At 62.9% G+C, this 17909-nt stretch carries 13 protein-coding genes; 5 read left to right on the forward strand and 8 right to left on the reverse strand.

The genetic code is table 11. The features are described 5' to 3' along the window. Positions 1–36: 36 nt before the first annotated feature. The 7 genes from JOE32_RS07840 to JOE32_RS07870 all read right to left on the reverse strand — a co-directional run bounded on the left by JOE32_RS07840 (position 37) and on the right by JOE32_RS07870 (position 11069). Positions 37–1566 carry a DHA2 family efflux MFS transporter permease subunit gene (locus JOE32_RS07840; protein ID WP_209982929.1) on the reverse strand — a complete coding sequence of 510 codons (1530 nt, stop codon included), beginning with the start codon at positions 1564–1566 and terminating at the stop codon, positions 37–39. Beyond that, positions 1566–2768: an HlyD family efflux transporter periplasmic adaptor subunit gene (locus JOE32_RS07845; protein ID WP_209982931.1), complete on the reverse strand. Its 1203-nt coding sequence runs from the start codon at positions 2766–2768 to the stop codon at positions 1566–1568. The genes JOE32_RS07840 and JOE32_RS07845 overlap by 1 nt, the downstream gene beginning before the upstream one ends. Positions 2769–2783: 15 nt before the next feature. Further along, the gene (locus tag JOE32_RS07850; RefSeq protein ID WP_209982933.1) at positions 2784–4235 is read right to left on the reverse strand and encodes an efflux transporter outer membrane subunit; all 1452 of its coding nucleotides are present in this window, start codon (positions 4233–4235) and stop codon (positions 2784–2786) included. Next, positions 4232–4705: a MarR family transcriptional regulator gene (locus JOE32_RS07855; protein WP_209982935.1), complete on the reverse strand. Its 474-nt coding sequence runs from the start codon at positions 4703–4705 to the stop codon at positions 4232–4234. The genes JOE32_RS07850 and JOE32_RS07855 overlap by 4 nt, the downstream gene beginning before the upstream one ends. A 238-nt stretch (positions 4706–4943) precedes the next feature. Beyond that, positions 4944–8627: a translocation/assembly module TamB domain-containing protein gene (locus JOE32_RS07860; RefSeq protein ID WP_209982937.1), complete on the reverse strand. Its 3684-nt coding sequence runs from the start codon at positions 8625–8627 to the stop codon at positions 4944–4946. After that, positions 8627–10354 carry an autotransporter assembly complex family protein gene (locus JOE32_RS07865; protein ID WP_209982939.1) on the reverse strand — a complete coding sequence of 576 codons (1728 nt, stop codon included), beginning with the start codon at positions 10352–10354 and terminating at the stop codon, positions 8627–8629. Before JOE32_RS07865 ends, JOE32_RS07860 begins: the two co-directional genes overlap by 1 nt. A 64-nt stretch (positions 10355–10418) precedes the next feature. Further along, positions 10419–11069 (reverse strand): GNAT family N-acetyltransferase, encoded by a 651-nt coding sequence (locus JOE32_RS07870; RefSeq protein WP_209982941.1) that lies wholly within the window; start codon positions 11067–11069, stop codon positions 10419–10421. A gap of 169 nt (positions 11070–11238) precedes the next feature. On the opposite strand from JOE32_RS07870, the gene xthA reads away from it, so the two are divergent. Further along, positions 11239–12051: an exodeoxyribonuclease III gene (gene xthA, locus JOE32_RS07875; RefSeq protein WP_209982943.1), complete on the forward strand. Its 813-nt coding sequence runs from the start codon at positions 11239–11241 to the stop codon at positions 12049–12051. A gap of 491 nt (positions 12052–12542) precedes the next feature. After that, complete coding sequence (locus JOE32_RS07880; RefSeq protein ID WP_209982945.1) at positions 12543–13874, forward strand: phosphate ABC transporter substrate-binding/OmpA family protein; 1332 nt, start codon at positions 12543–12545, stop codon at positions 13872–13874. Positions 13875–13995: 121 nt separating this feature from the next. On the opposite strand, the gene JOE32_RS07885 is transcribed toward JOE32_RS07880, so the two are convergent. After that, entirely contained in the window at positions 13996–15225 is a 1230-nt protein-coding gene (locus JOE32_RS07885; protein WP_057007562.1) for an acyl-CoA dehydrogenase, read from the reverse strand. Positions 15226–15376: 151 nt separating this feature from the next. Here JOE32_RS07885 and JOE32_RS07890 point away from each other — a divergent pair, with 151 nt between their 5' ends. The 3 genes from JOE32_RS07890 to JOE32_RS07900 all read left to right on the forward strand — a co-directional run bounded on the left by JOE32_RS07890 (position 15377) and on the right by JOE32_RS07900 (position 17759). After that, positions 15377–16312, forward strand: coding sequence for a LysR family transcriptional regulator (locus JOE32_RS07890; protein ID WP_003238359.1), 936 nt, complete (start codon positions 15377–15379; stop codon positions 16310–16312). A gap of 138 nt (positions 16313–16450) precedes the next feature. Beyond that, complete coding sequence (locus JOE32_RS07895; RefSeq protein ID WP_209982947.1) at positions 16451–16843, forward strand: MerR family DNA-binding transcriptional regulator; 393 nt, start codon at positions 16451–16453, stop codon at positions 16841–16843. Between the two features lie 16 nt (positions 16844–16859). After that, positions 16860–17759 (forward strand): hydroxymethylglutaryl-CoA lyase, encoded by a 900-nt coding sequence (locus JOE32_RS07900; protein WP_209982949.1) that lies wholly within the window; start codon positions 16860–16862, stop codon positions 17757–17759. The last annotated feature ends 150 nt before the right edge of the window (positions 17760–17909 follow it).

The following is a 17909-nucleotide window of genomic DNA, read 5'->3' on the forward strand; positions in this document are numbered from 1 at the left end:
GCTCCCTCCCACTTTTTGACCCGGTACAGGCTCAGGTCAGTGCCCGGAAGCCTGCGGCCCGGCCTTGGCGCCGAATGGCGGCTTGGCCAGCCACACCAGCAACATCAACGCCACGAACAGCCAGCCCATCAGCGTGAAGTAATCCACGGTGGACATCATGTACGCCTGGCTGGTGACGACCTGGTCGAGTTGCGCATAGGCTTTCTGCCCTGCCCCGCCAAGCGCCTGCAGCGCATCGCGGGTGGCCGGGTCGTAGGTGTTGATGCTCTCGCTCATGTAGGCATGGTGCTGGTCCGCTCGGCGAATCCAGATCCAGGTGGTGAGCGAGGCCGCAAAGCTGCCGCCCAGGGTGCGCAGGAAGGTCGCAAGCCCCGCGCCGTCGGCAATCTGACTCGGTGGCAGGTCGGACATCAGGATGGTCAGGGTGGGCATGAAGAACAGCGCCACGCCAATACCCATGAACAACTGCACCAGCGCGATATGCGTGAAGTCCACCTCACTGGTGAAGCCCGCACGCATGAAACAGCTCAACCCCATGGCCAGGAACGACAGCGCCGCCAGCAGACGCAGGTCGAACTTGTTCGCGTACTTGCCCACGAACGGCGACATCAGCACCGGCAGAATGCCAATCGGCGCCACCGCCAGACCCGCCCAGGTGGCGGTGTAGCCCATCTGGGTCTGCAACCACTGCGGCAGGATCAGGTTGATGCCGAAGAAGGCAGCATAGCCCCCGATCAACACGATGGTGCCGATCCGAAAGTTGCGGTAGGCAAACAGCCGCAGGTTGACCACCGGGTGCTTGTCGGTCATTTCCCAGATCACGAAAAACGCCAGGGCAACCGCCGAGATCACCGAGCCGATGATGATGAAGTCCGATTCGAACCAGTCCAGGTTATTGCCCTTGTCGAGGATGACCTGCAAGGCGCCGACCCCGACGATCAAACTCAGCAGACCGATGTAATCCATCGGCTGGTAACTGGTTTCCACTGGACGTTTCTTCAACTGGGAACGCACCACCATCACCGCAAAGACGCCAATCGGCACGTTGATAAAGAAGATCCACGGCCAGCTGTAGCTGTCGGTGATCCAGCCGCCAAGGATGGGCCCGGCAATCGGCGCCACCACCGTCACCATCGCCAGTAACGCGAGGGCCATGCCCCGCCTGGCGGGTGGATAAACCGCAATCAGCAAGGTCTGGGTCATCGGGTACAACGGCCCCGCGACCAGCCCCTGCACCACACGAAACGCGATCAGCTCGGGCATCGAGGTGGAAATGCCACACATAAACGAGGCCAGCACAAACAGCATGGTCGCCCACAAAAACAGCTTCACCTCGCCAAAGCGCCGGCTCAACCAGCCGGTGAGCGGCAAGGCAATCGCGTTGCTCACCGCAAACGAGGTGATCACCCAAGTGCCCTGCTCCGAACTCACGCCAAGGTTGCCGGAGATGGTCGGCAGTGCCACGTTGGCGATGGTGGTGTCGAGCACCTGCATGAAGGTCGCCAGCGACAGGCCAATGGTGGCCATCAGCAGGCTGGGCGGCGTGAAGGAGGCGTTATTGCTCATCAGCGTTGCGCTGCCTTGGGAGCGGCGACGCTGTTGTCATGGATCAACTGACTGATCATGGCATCGGCTTCGGCCAATTGGCGGTCATACACATTGGTGGTGAACGTCGCCTTTTGCGGCGCCTGCTGCGCCAGCACCGGACCGCTCTTGTCGTGCAGGTCGACATTGACCACGGTGCTCAAGCCCACACGCAGCGGATGCTGGGCCAGCTCTTCGGCGTTGATATGGATGCGCACCGGCACCCGTTGCACGATCTTGATCCAGTTGCCGGTGGCGTTCTGCGCCGGTAGCAGGGCGAACGCGCTGCCAGTGCCGGCGCCGAGGCTGTCGACGGTGCCGCTGTATTTGACGTCGCTGCCATAGATATCCGACTCGATGTCCACTGGCTGGCCAATGCGCATGTCGCGCAGCTGGGTTTCCTTGAAGTTGGCATCGATCCACAGCTGGTTCAGCGGGATCACCGCCATCAACGCGGTGCCGGGCTGCACGCGCTGGCCCAGTTGCACGGTGCGCTTGGCCACATAGCCGGTGACCGGCGCGATCAAGGTGCTGCGCGCATTGCTCAGGTAGGCCTGGCGCAGTTGCGCAGCGGCGGTCTGCACATCCGGGTGGGAGGAAATCACCGTGTCGTCCACCAGGGCATTGCTGGTCTTGAGCTGTTGCTCGAGGTTGGTCAGGGCATTTTTCGCGGCGGTCAGGCTGTCACGGGCGTGGGACAGCTCTTCCTGGGAAATCGCCCCACCCTGGGCCAGGGTCTTGCGACGGTTGTAGTTGTCCTGGGCGGTTTGCACGTCGGCCTTCTGCGCGTTGACCTGGGCTTTCATGCCATCGACATTGCTGTACAAGCCGCGCACCTGGCGCACGGTGCGGGCCAGGTTGGCCTGGGCACTTTGCAAACCGACGGCGGCGTCGTTGGGGTCGAAGTTGATCAGCACCTGGCCTTCGTGGACCAGGTCGCCATCGTCGGCGCCGATGCTGACCACGGTGCCGGTCACCAGCGGGGTGATTTCCACCACGTTGCCGTTCACATAGGCGTCGTCGGTGCTTTCATTGAAGCGCCCGTAAAACTCATACCAGCCCCACACGCCCAGGGCGCCGAGGATGACGATCAGCGCCAGGCCGACCAGCATGATCCTGCGTTTGCGCGGGTTGCTGTCGGTTTTGGGTTGCTCTGTTGCGTTGCTGTTTTCGGCAGTGGCCATGACAAATACCTCACATTATTCCGTGCGTGCAGCGGGGGTGGTCGACGCAACGTCTGCGGCGCTGTAGCCGCCACCCAGGGCCTGCATCAATTGAATCGACAGATCGATCTGCGCAGCCTTCAGGCTGGCCAACTGGCGTTGGGCCTGGAGCAGTTGCTGCTCGATGCTCAGCACATCCAGATAATTCCCGATGCCTGAGCTGTAACGTTGCAGCCCGGTGTCGTAGGACTGCCGGGCGATGTCCGCCGCGTGTTGCTGGGCCTGGATCTGCCGCGCGGTGTCACGCAGTTGCGCGAGCGTGCTGCCGATATCGCCCAGGGCCTGCACCAGGGTTTTGTTGTACTGAGCCACGGCCAGGTCGTAATCGGCGTCGCGCGCATCGAGGTCGGCGCGCAGGCGGCCGCCGTCGAAGATCGGCAGCGAGATCGTCGGCGCAATGTTGAAGAAGCGGCTGGCCGAACCGAACATCGCATCACCCAGCAACGACTCGGCCCCGGCGCTCGCGCTCAGGTTGAGGTTGGGGTAGAAGCGCGTCTTGCTGGCGGCAATGTCCTTGCTCGCAGCTTCGACGCGCCAGCGCGCGGCGATCAGGTCGGGGCGACGACCCAGCAGCTCGGCAGGCAGCACCGAAGGCACCGCCACGGCGGCGGGTTGCAGCACTGCGGGACGGGCCAGTTCATTGCCACGATCCGGACCTTTGCCGAGTAACACCGCGAGGGCGATTCTGGCGCTCTGCAGCTGTTTTTCCGCATCGATCAGTTGCGACTGGCTACTGGCTTCCAGGCTTTCGGTTTGCTGGTACTGGTACTGGCTGTCGATCCCGGAGTTCAGGCGGCGCTGACTCAGGTCGAGCATCTGGCGGGTGCGCTTGAGGTCGTCATTGGCCAGGTCACGCACGATATGCGCCTGGCCCAGGTCGCTGTAGGCCTTGGCGACGTTGGCGGCGAGGGTCAGACGCGCGGCCTGCTGGTCGACTTCGGCGGCTCGGGCCTGCCCCAACGCGGCTTCCCAGGCGGCACGCTGGCCACCCCACAGGTCGAAGGTGTAATTGAAGCTCGCGCCGATGTTGCGCACGGTCGAATAGGCATCGCCCTCGCCGCGCGGGTCCTGGTCCCGGGCCAGCCGCGAACGGCTCACACCGGCGCTGGCATCTACGGTGGGCAGGCGCGCAGCGTTGGCCGCATAGGCGGCCGCTTCGGCCTGATGGGCGCGGGCGCTGGCCACTTGCATGTCCGGGCTGTTGCGCAGGGCTTCCTGGATCAGGCCGTCCAGCTGCGGGTCGCCGAGGCTCTTCCACCAGTCGGCCGCCGGCCAGGCCGCACTCGAGAGCGTCACCCCAGCGAGGGACTTGCCGGTTTGCAGGGTGTTGGCGTCGAGGCGCCGACCCTGGGTGTCGAGGCCGCTGTAGTTGGCGCAACCGGCCATGCTCATGGCCACCAGCACCAGGCATAACGCACGTGTGTTCATTCTGTACCTACCCGCTGGATGACGATGGCGTCACCCGCTGCAACGAGGATTTTCTTGAGGATTTTTTCCAGGGTCTGCAGCTCGCCGGGCTCCAGGGCGCCGGCCAACTCGTTCATCGACTGCGCGCCGATGTGCGGCAGCATGTCCGCCAGGCGCTGGCCTTCTTCGGTGAGCACCAGCCGCACCTGGCGCCGGTCCTGCTCGGAACGCTGGCGCACCAGCAGGCCCTTTTGTTCGAGGCGGTCGAGCATGCGGGTCATCGAGCCGCTGTCCAGCGACAGGTTGCGACACAGCTCGGCCGGGGTGTCGACGTCGAACTGGGCAATGATGATCAACACCTTGAACTGCGCGGCAGTGACGCCGTGGGGTTCCATATGGGTGTCGATGATGCGGTCCTTGAGCAACGCAGCCCGTCCCAGCAACAAGCCGAGATGACAGTGGCGAAAGCTGTCAGGGGTGAAATGGGTCATCGGAAGTCACCTTATTACTGCCTAGGCAGCGAATGTGTGACGAGATGTTACTGCTTAGGCAGCGAATGTCAAATGGAATTATTAGCTTGCTTGGTATCTAGCTGAGATATGGCTGAAATGCCATCAACCATAAAAAGGGGGTTTGCGTCCGATGGCGGTGTGTCAGCCGCAGATAAGCTGACTGATACACCGCTATCGGGAGCAAGCCCCCTCCCACCGTTTCTGATTGAGTGATGGTTTAAAAATCGCGTTTGTAGAAGATGTCCAGCGAGCTGGCCACGCCGGTCGCCACTTCCAGGTAAACCTTTTTGCTCAGCAGGTAGCGCAAGGCGATGGTATTGGCCGGTTCGAACACGCCTACCCCGTAACGCAGGCTCAGCTTCTCGTTGATCTTGCCGCTGGCGACCACAGCGGTCTTGTTGCCGGCGCCCTGGGTGTCGAGGTCAAAATCCTGGATGCCCAGCTTGTTGGCAATGTCGGTGGTGACCCCCGAGCTGCCCATCAAGCCCAGGCCCAGCGCCGCTTCGGCGAGCATGTTGTTGTCTTCACCGTTGTTGGTACGCGAACGCCCCAGCACCAGATACGACAGCGCATCCTCCTGGGCCATGGCCGGCTCGGAGAAGATCTGCGTGGTGGGCTGCTCGGCGCTGCCGCTCAGGCGAATACCGGCCGTCACCGTTCGCGAGGCCTCGGTGGTGACGCGCACCGCTTCGATGTCCAGGAACGGTTGGTCCAGGGGCCCGGCGAACAACAATCGCGCACGCCGCACATTGAGGCGCTGCCCGTAAGCGCGGTAGCGACCGTCGTTGAGCCACAGCTCGCCGCGGGTGTCCATGTTGTCACCGATATGCACATGGCCCTGCACCTTGGCGGTGAGGCCGAAGCCGGCGAAGTTGAGCTTGTCTTCACCAACCTCCACATCGATATCCATGGCCATTGCCATCGGCGCCTTGCCCTCTTCAGTCTGGCTGCCGACGATCACCGTGTCATCGGAGACCTTGACCGTGGACGGCGGCAACTCACGCACGGTGATGTCGCCACGCGGGATACGGACCTTGCCGGCAACCGCCAGCTTGTCGTTCTTGAGGCTGATCTTCAGGTCGGGCGCCACTTCCAGCACGGCGTAAGGCTCGACCGTCACCGGTAACTGCGAACCCGTGAGGCTGAGGTCGGCCGCCAGCGCCTGGCCCCAGTCGATCTGTCCCTTGAGGCTGCCCTGCCCAGCCTTGCCACTGCGCCAGCCGCCGTTGAGTTGCACGCTTTCGCCAGCGATCAGCGCTTGCACGTTGAGGTCCTGGAGGCTGAGGGGCAGCTCCGGCCCGGAGATTTCGCCGCCCACCAGATTGACGCTGCCGTTGACCAGGGGCGCAAGCAAACCGCCGGAAATGCGCCCGGTGCCGTTGAGCTTGCCGGTGAGCGTTTCCACCATCGGCACAAATGGCCGCGCCACCGCCAGGTCCAGGCCGGTGAGGCTGAAGTTGCCGGTGATCGGCTTGTTGGCGGGCAATGGATTGATCTGTGCCTGCAACAACAGCTCGCCCAGTTTGCCGCCACGGAAATTCAGCTGGGTGTCGATGCGCTTGGGATTGAGGGTGGTTTCCAGTTTGAGGGTGTCATAGGGAAAATCCAGCCACTGGGCCTTGTCCTTGACACGCAAGGTGCCGCCGCTGGCGTCCACCGAGACCACGCCCTTCGGGCCGCTCTCTGGAAGATCGAGCTGCACGTCGGCGTTGAGCCTGCCCTGCCAGGCAAAATCCTTGGGCAAAAACGCCGCCAGGCTGTCGATCGGGAATTGCTTGAGGTGGTAGCGCAGCTTGGGCTCGGGCATCAGGCGCTGGTCTTCACCGCACAGACTCGCGCCGCCGGAGACCCAGCAATGGGCGGCGAACGTCAGCTTGCCATCCGCCAGACGCTCGATCCGGGCCGGGGCCTGCAGCCGCCAGTCCTGGCCACCGGCTTGCACGTCGCCGCTGGCCAGCCGCCCGCGCCAGTTGCCTTTGTCGAGGTTGCCGTCCAGCGCGAGCGCCAGCTTGACCAGCGGGCCGGCAAGGTCCAACTGGACTTTCTGGCTCTTGATATCGCCCTGGGCACTGGCGGTGAGTGTGCCCACCTGAGTCTCGCCGCTTTGAATGCCACTGCCCTTGAGGTCGATCTTCGCGCGCTGGGCGTTATCCAGGGTGGCGTCGAGGCTGAGGTTTTGCAGCTGATTGTCGGCAAACGCCAGTTGTTGGCCCTTGAGGCCAAGCTTGCCTTGCGGCGCCTTCAAGGTGCCAGCCACGTCGAGCCGGCCGTTGACCTGGCCGCGCAGTTGCGGCCACAACTGGGCCAGGCGCGCCAGCTTGATGTCGATCTGGCCGGCCAAACGCTGTTGCAGGCTGCCGCTGCCGTTGATGCGGTTGTCGCCCAGGCGCAGATCCAGGTTGGCGAGGGTCCATTGCTCGCCCGCGCCTTCGGCCTTGGCGGCGAACACGGCGGTTTGCCCGCGCAGTTGACCTTTGAGGTTGAGGTCGGCGTCGAGCTTGAGTTGATCGTTCCTGAACTCACCCTTGCTGCGCAAGGGCCCGGCCAGGGTGCCAGGCAATTCAGCCACCCAGTACGCGGGGTTCAGCGCCGACAGATCCAGCGCCGTGTCCCAGGCGATACCCTCGGCGAACTGCAGATTCAGATGGCCTGCGGCCTTGCCCTGGCCTGCGGTGAGTTTCAGCTCGGGCAGGAACACCTGTTTGAGATCGCCACTGAACGGCGTGACCACCGTGAACTTGCCCGCCGGACCGTCGAGATCGGCTTTGAGGTTGCCCAGGTAGTTGCCGTCTTTATAGGAGATTTCGCCGTTGAAGGTGTGCAAGGTGACCTGCGGCTGGTCAATCAGCGGGTAAAGGCGATGCCAGGGGAAGTCGAGCCAGTCGATTTTGGCGTCGGCGCTGAAGCCTTGCTGCCAATCCAGGTTGGCGCTGAGCTTGAGGTTCTGTTTGTCGCCGGCGTTCAGATCAAGCCCGGCGATCTGCGCGCCCCTGGCGTCGACCCTGCCTTGCAGCAGAAGAGCCACCGGGCCTTTTTCCGCAGGCAATACGGCTTTGCCAAGCAATTGGTAACCGCTTTTCAGGTCGCCCCTGGCAGTGACATCCAGTTGATTGAGTTGCAGAGTCGCGGGCAGATCAGCGCTGGGCTTGAAGCTGTCCGCGGTGATGCGCACCTGTGCCGGCAGGTTCTCTTCCAGCGGTTGCAGCTCGCCGGTGAGCCTGGCTGGCAGGTAACCACTGCTGTCGGCATCAAGCTTAAGGGTTTTGAGCAGGTCGCCTTCGACCTTCAGCGCAACCGTCCACGGCGCGCCACCGGGCGCGTACGGCAGGCGGAGGTTGCCGCTAGCGTTCAGCGGCCAGTCGCCGACAGGTTGCAGCAGGCCAGCGAGGTCGAGCACCAGGCCATCGCGCTCCAGGTGCACCGAGTCGATACGCATGCCTGCGGCGGTCCAGTGCGCCGCCAACTGCAGGCCCTTGAGTTGCTCGCTGCCGTTGAACAGCAGGCTGCCGACGTGCACCTCACCGAGTTGAATCGCCAAGGGCAGCTTCAGATCCGGCAACGCGATGGGCCCGCTGCTCGCTTCACCGCTCGGTGCAAATTGCAGGTTGACCTGCTCCACATCCAGCCGCTCGATGCACAGGGTCATGCGCAAAAGGCAGGCCGGCGACCAGACCAGAGTCGGCGCATCCAGCTCGACGCGGCTGGAGCCCTGCTGCCACAGCAGATGATCGGCGCTCCACTGCCCGCCCAAGCGGCCCTGGAAATTCTCCACGCTCAACCCCGGTACCTGGCCCAGCACCCAGCGGCTACCGGCCTGCGTACCCAGCACCGTCCACAGCGCCAGCAACAACAAGGCGAGGACAGCGATCAACGCCAGCCCCGCTATTTTCAAACCACGCATCACAGCTCAGGCCCCATGGAAAAGTGCAGTCGGATGCCGCCCGGGTCTTCCAGGGCATGGGCCAGGTCGAGACGGATCGGACCTACCGGAGAGACCCAGCGTACGCCGACGCCGACACCGGTTTTAAGGCTCGGCATGTCCAGGGTATTGAACGAGTTGCCCTGGTCGATGAAGGTTGCGATCCGCCATTTTTCGGCGATGGAATATTGGTACTCGGCGCTCAGGGCCACCATGTAACGGCCACCGATACGGTCGCCACGGTCGTTCTCCGGCGACAGGGTCTGGTACTCGTAACCCCGCACGCTCTGGTCGCCACCGGCGAAGAAACGCAAGGACGGCGGCACGGACTGGTAGCCGTTGGTGGCACTGCCGCCGAACTGCGCACGGCCGAGGAAACGGTGGTTGTCCCACAGGGTGGTCAAGCCCTTGATCGTCGCGGTGCCGTAAAGCAGGTTGGTGTCCGAACCCAGGCCTTCCTTGGCAACCTTGGCATCGAAGGCCAGGCGATAACCGTTATGCGGGTCGATGCGGTTGTCGCTGCGCAAGTAGGAATAGTTGATACCCGGCATCACCAGGTTGCTCAGGCCCGAGTCGTTGCCCAGGCGGTATTCTTCACGCTGGTATTTGAGCGAGATCACGCGGGTCCAGCCGCTGGGCAATTTGCTGTGCCACTCGGGGCCGACGGTGAGCAATTTACTCAGGGCGTCGGTGTTGGCGATTTCCTCATTCTGGTAGCCGCCAGCGAAGCGAAGCTTGTCGGTGAGCGGCGGGTCGAGCGGCACGTCGTACCACAGGCCAACGTTCTGCCGTGGCGCCGACAGCTCCGCCTCCCAGCCATAGCTGTGACCCTGGGGGTTGACCCAATGGCGCGTCCAGTTGGCCTTGCCGCGCGGGCCGACGTCGGTGGAGTAGCCAAGGCCCAGGCCCATGGTGCGTGGCTTGCGGGTTTCCAGTTGCACGGCCACCGGGATCACGTCGTCTTTGGCGCCGGCGGGGGTCGCATCCACCCGCACGCCTTCGAAGAAGCCGCTGGCTTGCAGGTTCTGGTTGAGCTCGGCGATGAGTTCGGAGTCGTACGGCGTGCCACTCTTGAACGGCACCATGCGTTGCAGCAAGTCTTCGTCGAACGGCGTATCGCCGGTAAAGCTGACTTTGCCCATGCTGTAGCGCGGGCCGCTGTCATACACCAGGTCGATATCGGCCACGCCCGCCTTCGGGTCTACCGAGAGGGTTTGACTGGTAAAGCGGCCACTGAAAAAACCATAGCGCGAGGCCTGGTTCTGGATCAGGCGCTTGGCGTCTTCGTAATGTCCGTGGTTGAGCACCGCGCCGGACTTGAGGTCGTCGCTGGCAGGCAGGCGAAAGGCTTTGAGGCTCGCAGCCTGGCCATCGACCCGAATGGTCACGTTGCGCAAATGCACCGGCTCGCCGGGGTCGATGGTGAGGATCAGGCGCGGGTTCTTGCCGCCCTTCACGTCACTGGCGATCTGCGACTGATAGAAGCCCAACGCCTGGGCGGCTTTGCGCGCCTGCTCTTCGGCACCGCGACTGAACCGCAGCAAGGCTTCTTCGTCACGATCGCCAACCCCGCCGATATAGCCTTCGATGTTGGCTTTCAACGCGTCGTTTGAGGGCTTGATCCGCACGTCCAATTCGCTCTGCGCCCATGCGCCACAGCTTGTGAACAGCAGGACCAGGCTGCTGGTAAATCTTCCTGGAAGCTTCATAGGCGCGGATGCTACATGAGCGAGAGGGAGTCTTTGAACCCGGATTTTTCTGAAAAAATCTGTCTCAAACCGTTACAGCCCGCAAAGACTGGGGGTTGGCATGAAAGAACACATGCTCCAGGACGGGTCCTACGGCAACTTCACCGATTTCCTCGTAGCCCTGACGTTCGAGGAACGCCAGGTAGCGTGAATTACCCGTGTCGAGCACCACGCCCGAGGAATGCGGGTCGTCGGCACACCAGTTGTGCACCGCTTCAAGCAACTGCTCGCCATAGTGCTGGCCCTGGAATTGCGGGTGAACGCCCAGCAGCGGTAATACATGCACCGAATCGGTGGGCAGGCACGCCAGCACCGCGTGGTGATAATCCAGATAACGTCGGGTGCCGCGCACGCCGGTGCTCAGCCACATGCGAATTTGCCAGGCCCAGCTCTCGGTGATACCCAGGCGCCGTTGCGGCGGCGCGATCAGGGCGATGCCGATCATCTTGTCATCAACAAACAGCCCAATGGCCGGGAGCTTCTGGAAGAAATGTTGCTTGACCAGCTCACGCACCGTGGCGCGCACCCGCAATTCATAGCCGGGGCGCTGCGCTTCGAAAATATAGGCGAAGGTCGGCTCATGGCGATAAGCCTGGTACAGCAGCGCGCGGGCCTCGCGGGAATAGCCGCTGTTGAGCACGCGGATCTGGGCAGCGGCGGTTGAAGTGTCAAGCATGCAGTCAATCTCCCTGGGCGCCACTCGAAAGGCGGCGTTCATAGGGTTACGAACCTGCGGCGCAGCAGTCGTTCCAAGACATTGGCAACGCAGATGCCCTGTCACCACGCTGGCCCCGGCCGGACTTGTCGGCTAGCATCGCCCTTTTTGCCAGACCGGATTGTCGACCATGAAAATCGTCTCCTTCAATATCAACGGGCTGCGCGCCCGCCCTCATCAGTTGGCGGCGCTGATCGACAAGCACCAACCCGACGTCATCGGCCTGCAGGAAACCAAGGTTCACGATGACCAGTTCCCCCTGGCCGAGGTGCAGGCGCTGGGCTACCACGTGTACTACCACGGTCAGAAAGGTCATTACGGCGTGGCCTTGCTGTCGCGCAAGGAAGCCTTGAGCGTGCACAAGGGCTTCGACAGTGATGAAGAGGACGCCCAGCGCCGTTTCATCTGGGGCACGTTTTCCGATGAAAACGGCCAACCGGTCACGGTCATGAACGGCTATTTCCCCCAGGGCGAAAGCCGCGACCACCCGACCAAGTTCCCCGCCAAGCAGCGATTCTATGAGGACTTGCAACAATTGCTGGAAAGCCGGTTCAGCAACGAGCAGCCGCTGGTGGTGATGGGCGACGTGAATATCTCCCCGCAGGACTGCGACATCGGCATCGGCGCCGACAATGCCAAGCGCTGGCTGAAAACCGGCAAGTGCAGCTTCCTGCCGGAAGAACGCGAATGGATGGCCCGCCTGAAAAACTGGGGCCTGGTGGACAGTTTCCGGCACCTCTACCCGGACGTGACCGACCGCTTCAGCTGGTTCGACTACCGCAGCCGCGGGTTTGAGGACGAGCCCAAGCGCGGGCTGCGGATTGACGTGATCATGGCGTCCAATGGGCTGCTGCCAAGGGTCAAGGATGCCGGCGTGGACTACGACCTGCGTGGATTGGAGAAGCCGTCGGACCATGCACCGATCTGGCTCGAATTGAGCTGAACCCCTGACGGTCTTCGACCTGGCGCTGTCACGCAGCAAACTGGAACCTCCGTGGCGAGCGGGCTTGTCCTGCGTTGGGCTGCGCAGCAGCCCCAAAACCACGCGCTGAGCCGTATCAGGTACACCGCGTTTTGCCCGATTGGGGGCGCTTCGCACCCCAACGCGGGGCAAGCCCGCTCGCCACAATAAGCCCACAAGCGCAGATTCCCTGTGGCGAGCAGGCTTGTCCTGCGTTGGGCTGCGCAGCAGCCCCGAAGCCAGGCGCTGAGCCGTATCAGGTACACCGCGTTTTGCTCGATTGGGGGCGCTGCGCCGCCCAACGCGGGACAAGCCCGCTCGCCACAGGGATGTAGTTGCTGAAAAACTCACTTGATAAGAGGCGGCAGCCCCCTCCCACACTCATTCCTGGCGCCGCTTGACGGGCGCGTCTCAGTCATATTTCTGCAAACTCTCTGACTTAATCTCGTCGCACTCTCTTTGAAGGTGCCGGCATGATGCTGCGCGTTCTGTTTCTTTTGACCCTTTTCCCTCTGATTGCCGTGTCGGCGCAACTGCCCGTACCCGAGCACGGCCCTGCCCTGCGCATTCAGGGCTCCAATACCATCGGCGCAGCGCTGGGCCCGGCTTTGGTGAAGGGCTTGCTGGAGCACGAGGGCGTGCAACGGGTGCACATCGAACCGGGCGACGGACCAAACGAGCAGCGCGTAGTCGGCAAGACGCGCCAGGGCAGGAGCGTGACCATCGAGGTGGCGGCCCATGGCTCCAGCACCGGCTTTGCCGCGCTGAAAAAAGCCAGCGCAGACCTCGCGGCAGCGTCCCGCCCGATCAAGGACAGCGAGCTGGTGGACCTTGAGCCACTGGGCGACCTGAAAAGCCCCGAAGCCGAACAGGTGATCGCCATCGATGGCCTGGCCATCATCGTTAACCCGCTCAACCCGCTGAACACCCTCGACACCGAACAACTGGCGCAGCTCTTCAACGGCGAGGTCAGCACCTGGGAAGCACTGGGCGGCGTCGGCGGGCCTGTTCATGTGTATGCGCGAGATGACCAGTCCGGCACCTACGACACGTTCAAGGAGCTGGTGCTGAACCGGCGCGGCAAACCGCTGGCTTCAAGCGCCCGGCGTTTCGAGTCCAGCGAAGCTTTGTCCGATGCAGTCAGCCGCGATCCCCAGGGCATCGGCTTTATCGGCCTGCCCTACATACGCCAGGCCAAGGCGGTGGCGATTGCCGATGGCGATTCACAACCGATGTTGCCGCTCAATAGCTTGATCGCCACCGAAGATTACCCGCTGTCGCGGCGCCTGTTCTTTTACCTGCCGCCGGCGAGCCACAACCCGTGGGCCCGGGCGCTGGTGGACTTTGCCCAGAGCAGCCAGGGCCAGGCAATCGTCGCGGCCAACGGTTTTATTGCCCAGCAGGTGCAGGCCATTGGCGTGCAACCGCGTGCGTCGATGCCGGCGGACTATCAAGCGATTGCCCGCGATGCCCAGCGCCTGAGCGTCAATTTTCGTTTCGAGGAAGGCAGCGCCAGCCTGGACACCAAGGCGCGCCAGGATGTGCTGCGGGTGGTGGACTACCTGAAAAGCCACGGCAAGCTCGACAAGCAGGTGACGCTGGTGGGATTTGGCGATGCCAAGAATGATCCCCAGCGCGCAGCGTTGCTGTCGAAGTTGCGGGCGATGGCGGTGCGCAGGGAACTGGTCAAGAGCGGCGTGGTGCTGCGCGATATTCGCGGGTTTGGCGCGCAGATGCCGGTGGCGGCGAATACGGCGGATGAGGGGCGGATCAAGAATCGGCGGGTGGAGGTCTGGGTGTACTGAGGCTGGAGTTTGGGGTTATCAGGACGGGCCTCATCGGGAGCAAGCCCCCTCCCACATTTGCACTGTATTCACAATTCAAAATGTGCGAGGGGGCTTGCTCCCGATTGCAGGCGACGCAGTGCTACTGCCCGCCGCGCATCATCTCCCTGGGCACATACTTGCCAATCTCGAACTTGCCGATCGCCGCGCGGTGCACTTCATCCGGGCCATCGGCCAGGCGCAGGGTGCGTTGCATGGCGTACATGTAGGCCAACGGGAAATCATTGGAAACGCCGGCACCGCCGTGCATCTGAATCGCGCGGTCGATCACCTTCAGCGCCACGTTCGGCGCGACCACCTTGATCTGCGCGATCTCGCTTTTCGCTACTTTATTGCCCACGGTGTCCATCATGTACGCGGCCTTAAGGGTCAGCAGGCGCGCCATGTCGATTTCCATGCGAGAGTCGGCGATCTTGTCGATGTTGCCACCCAGGCGTGCCAACGGCTTGCCGAATGCGGTGCGGCTGACCGAACGTTTGCACATCAGTTCCAGCGCGCGTTCGGCCATGCCCACCGAGCGCATGCAATGGTGAATACGGCCGGGGCCGAGGCGCCCCTGGGCGATCTCGAAGCCACGGCCTTCGCCAAGCAGGACGTTTTCGTAGGGCACCCGTACGTTGTCGAACAGCACTTCGGCGTGACCGTGGGGCGCGTCGTCGTAGCCGAACACCGGCAGCGGGCGGAGGATTTTCACACCGGGTGTGTCCACCGGCACCAGGATCATCGAATGCTGCTGGTGACGCGGCGCGTCCGGGTTGCTCAGGCCCATGAAGATGAGGATCTTGCAGCGCGGGTCGCAGGCGCCGGAGGTCCACCATTTTTTGCCGTTGATGACCCACTCATCGCCCTGGCGCTCGGCACGGGCGGCCATGTTGGTGGCATCGGACGAAGCCACGTCCGGCTCGGTCATGGCGAAGGCCGAACGGATCTCGCCGCGCAGCAGCGGTTCGAGCCAGCGCTGTTTCTGTTCTTCGTTGGCATAGCGCACCAGCACTTCCATGTTGCCGGTGTCGGGGGCCGAGCAGTTGAACGGCTCCGGCCCCAGCAGCGAGCGGCCCATGATTTCGGCCAGCGGCGCGTATTCCAGATTGGTGAGGCCGGCGCCGAGTTCGGACTCGGGCAGGAACAGGTTCCACAGGCCTTCGGCTTTGGCGCGGGCCTTGAGTTCTTCCATGATCGCTGTGGGCTGCCAGCGGTCGCCTTCGCTGACCTGGCGTTCAAACACCGGCTCGGCCGGGTAGACGTAAGCGTCCATGAATGCAGTGACGCGTTCACGCAGTTCCTGAACCTTGGGCGAATAGGCGAAATCCATGGGCAGCTCCCTTCTCTGAGAGGTTGTTTAGGTCATGAATTCGATGCTAGAACAGCGCTGATAATTTACCTAGCCTATTCTCGGCGTGTATTAACATTCATCACCGATATATGATCAGCCTATCGGCACCTAACAATAAGAGCGCAACGCAATGAATCTGAGCAAGGTCGACCTGAACCTCTTCATCGTCTTTGATGCGATCTACACCGAAGCCAACCTGACGCGCGCCGGGCAGATCGTCGGCATTACGCAACCGGCGGTGTCCAACGCGCTGGCCCGCCTGCGCGAGACCTTCAACGACCCGCTGTTCGTGCGCACCGCCCAGGGCATGGTGCCTACGCCGATGGCGCAGAACATCATCGGCCCGGTGCGCAATGCGCTGTCGTTGCTGCGGGTATCGGTGCAGGAAAGCCGGATTTTCAATCCTCAACAGGCGGCCAAGACCTATCGCATCAGCATGACCGACCTCACCGAGGCGGTGATTCTGCCGCTGCTGTTCCAGCGCCTGCGCCGGCTGGCACCCACGGTGGTGATCGAAAGTTTCCTGTCCAAGCGCCGCGAGACCACCAAGGAACTGGCGGCCGGGCGCCTGGATTTTGCCGTGGACGCACCGCTCAACACCGACCCGCAGGTGCGTCACGTCAAGCTGATGGAAGACCGCTACGTGTGCGCCATGCGCAAGGGCCATCCGCTGGCGGGCAAGGACAAGCTCAGCCTGGATGATTACCTGTCGCTGACCCACATTCATATCTCCAGCCGCCGCAACGGCCTGGGCCATGTCGACCTGGCCCTGGGCAAGATGGGCATCCAGCGCAAGATCGCGCTGCGTTCCCAGCATTACCTGATGGCCTCGCAGGTGCTGCAGCAGACCGACATGGTCATGACCGTGCCCGAGCGCTTCGCCCGCCGCCACGAACTGCACTGGGTCAACCTGCCGGTGAACGACGTGCCGCCCGTGGAAACCCATTTGTACTGGCATGAAAGCACCGACCAGGACCCGGCCAACCGCTGGATGCGCGAGCAGATGATCGAGCTGTGCCAGCAGGTGACGGCCCATGAGAAGAAGCTCGATGGCAAACAGGCCTGACCTTTGACTGGGCGGGCTTGCCGGGGTTGTCGTGGTGGCGAGCCCGCTCGCCACGGCAAGATGAAAGCCATGGGATGTTATTGACGTTTACGTCAACCAGCCATTAGCTTAGCGCCAAGCCATCCGCCGAGCGCCGCCATGAGCACCACCTACAGCATCTCCGACCTCGCCCGCGAGCTCGACATCACCACCCGCGCCATTCGCTTTTATGAAGAGCAAGGCCTGCTGACCCCGGAGCGTCGGGGCCAGGAGCGTATCTACTCGGCGCGGGACAAGGTCAGCCTCAAGCTGATTCTGCGCGGCAAGCGCATCGGTTTCTCCCTGGCCGAATGCCGCGAGCTGATCGAACTCTACGATCCCACCAGCGGCAACCACATCCAGCTCAACAGCATGCTGGCCAAGATCGCCGAGCGGCGTGAACAGCTGGAACAGCAACTGCTGGACATCGAACAGATGAAGCTGGAACTGGACACCGCCGAAGAACGCTGCACTCAAGCCCTGGCCCACACCATGAGCCAGTCTGGCCATTGAACAGAAGGTAATCCTCATGCCCCTCCCCTCCCACGTACGCCTGGTTGAAGTCGGCCCACGCGACGGTTTGCAGAACGAAGCCCAGCCCATCGCCGTGACGGACAAAGTCCGTCTGGTGGACGCCTTGAGCGACGCCGGGCTGGGCTATATCGAAGTGGGCAGCTTTGTGTCGCCCAAATGGGTGCCGCAGATGGCCGGCTCCGCCGAGGTGTTTGCGCAGATCCGGCGCAAGCCCGGCGTGACCTACGGCGCGCTAACGCCCAACCTGCGCGGCTTTGAAGATGCGCTGGCGGCCGGCGTCAAGGAGGTCGCAGTGTTTGCGGCCGCGTCCGAGGCGTTCTCGCAACGCAACATCAACTGCTCGATCAGCGAGAGCCTGGAGCGCTTCGCACCGATCATGAGCGCAGCCCGGCAGCACGGTGTCAGCGTGCGCGGCTACGTGTCCTGTGTGCTGGGATGCCCTTACGAAGGTGACGTCGCGCCGGAACAGGTCGCTGCGGTGGCCCGCGAGCTGTACGCCATGGGCTGCTATGAAGTGTCCCTGGGCGACACCATCGGCACCGGCACGGCAGGCGATACGCGGCGGTTGTTCGAGGTCGTTGGCGCCCAGGTGCCAAGGGAGAAGCTTGCCGGACACTTCCACGACACTTACGGCCAGGCGATCGCGAATATCTATGCCAGCCTGCTGGAAGGTATCCAGGTGTTCGACAGCTCTATCGCAGGCCTTGGCGGCTGCCCGTATGCCAAGGGCGCCAGCGGTAACGTCGCCACCGAAGACGTGGTGTACCTGCTCGACGGGCTGGGCATCCACACCGGCATCGACCTCTCGCGCCTGATTGACGCGGGCCGGCAGATCAGCCAGGTGCTGGGGCGCGCCAGTGGGTCGCGGGTGGCGAAGGTGCGTAGCGCCAGTTGAGTAGCAAGGCTGTGACAATGTGTTACCGGGCGCCGACACAGCGGGTAACGCGGGAACATAATTGGCCGCCTTTGCGCAGAGGCAATCACGGCATAAAAAACAAGCTATTGATTTCAATAGAAATTTAAAAGTTGGCATGGCTCCTGCTAT

Source organism: Pseudomonas sp. PvP025, assembly GCF_017832155.1.
GTDB lineage: Bacteria > Pseudomonadota > Gammaproteobacteria > Pseudomonadales > Pseudomonadaceae > Aquipseudomonas.

Excerpts from the sequence above, each read along its gene's own strand:
- JOE32_RS07860 (WP_209982937.1), bottom strand. The coding sequence starts at position 8,627 with ATGCGTGGTTTGAAAATAGCGGGGCTGGCGTTGATCGCTGTCCTCGCC.
- JOE32_RS07855 (WP_209982935.1), bottom strand. The coding sequence starts at position 4,705 with ATGACCCATTTCACCCCTGACAGCTTTCGCCACTGTCATCTCGGCTTG.
- JOE32_RS07840 (WP_209982929.1), bottom strand. The coding sequence starts at position 1,566 with ATGAGCAATAACGCCTCCTTCACGCCGCCCAGCCTGCTGATGGCCACC.
- JOE32_RS07845 (WP_209982931.1), bottom strand. The coding sequence starts at position 2,768 with ATGGCCACTGCCGAAAACAGCAACGCAACAGAGCAACCCAAAACCGAC.
- JOE32_RS07885 (WP_057007562.1), bottom strand. The coding sequence starts at position 15,225 with ATGGATTTCGCCTATTCGCCCAAGGTTCAGGAACTGCGTGAACGCGTC.
- JOE32_RS07850 (WP_209982933.1), bottom strand. The coding sequence starts at position 4,235 with ATGAACACACGTGCGTTATGCCTGGTGCTGGTGGCCATGAGCATGGCC.
- JOE32_RS07900 (WP_209982949.1), top strand. The coding sequence starts at position 16,860 with ATGCCCCTCCCCTCCCACGTACGCCTGGTTGAAGTCGGCCCACGCGAC.
- JOE32_RS07895 (WP_209982947.1), top strand. The coding sequence starts at position 16,451 with ATGAGCACCACCTACAGCATCTCCGACCTCGCCCGCGAGCTCGACATC.
- JOE32_RS07880 (WP_209982945.1), top strand. The coding sequence starts at position 12,543 with ATGATGCTGCGCGTTCTGTTTCTTTTGACCCTTTTCCCTCTGATTGCC.
- JOE32_RS07890 (WP_003238359.1), top strand. The coding sequence starts at position 15,377 with ATGAATCTGAGCAAGGTCGACCTGAACCTCTTCATCGTCTTTGATGCG.
- xthA (WP_209982943.1), top strand. The coding sequence starts at position 11,239 with ATGAAAATCGTCTCCTTCAATATCAACGGGCTGCGCGCCCGCCCTCAT.
- JOE32_RS07870 (WP_209982941.1), bottom strand. The coding sequence starts at position 11,069 with ATGCTTGACACTTCAACCGCCGCTGCCCAGATCCGCGTGCTCAACAGC.
- JOE32_RS07865 (WP_209982939.1), bottom strand. The coding sequence starts at position 10,354 with ATGAAGCTTCCAGGAAGATTTACCAGCAGCCTGGTCCTGCTGTTCACA.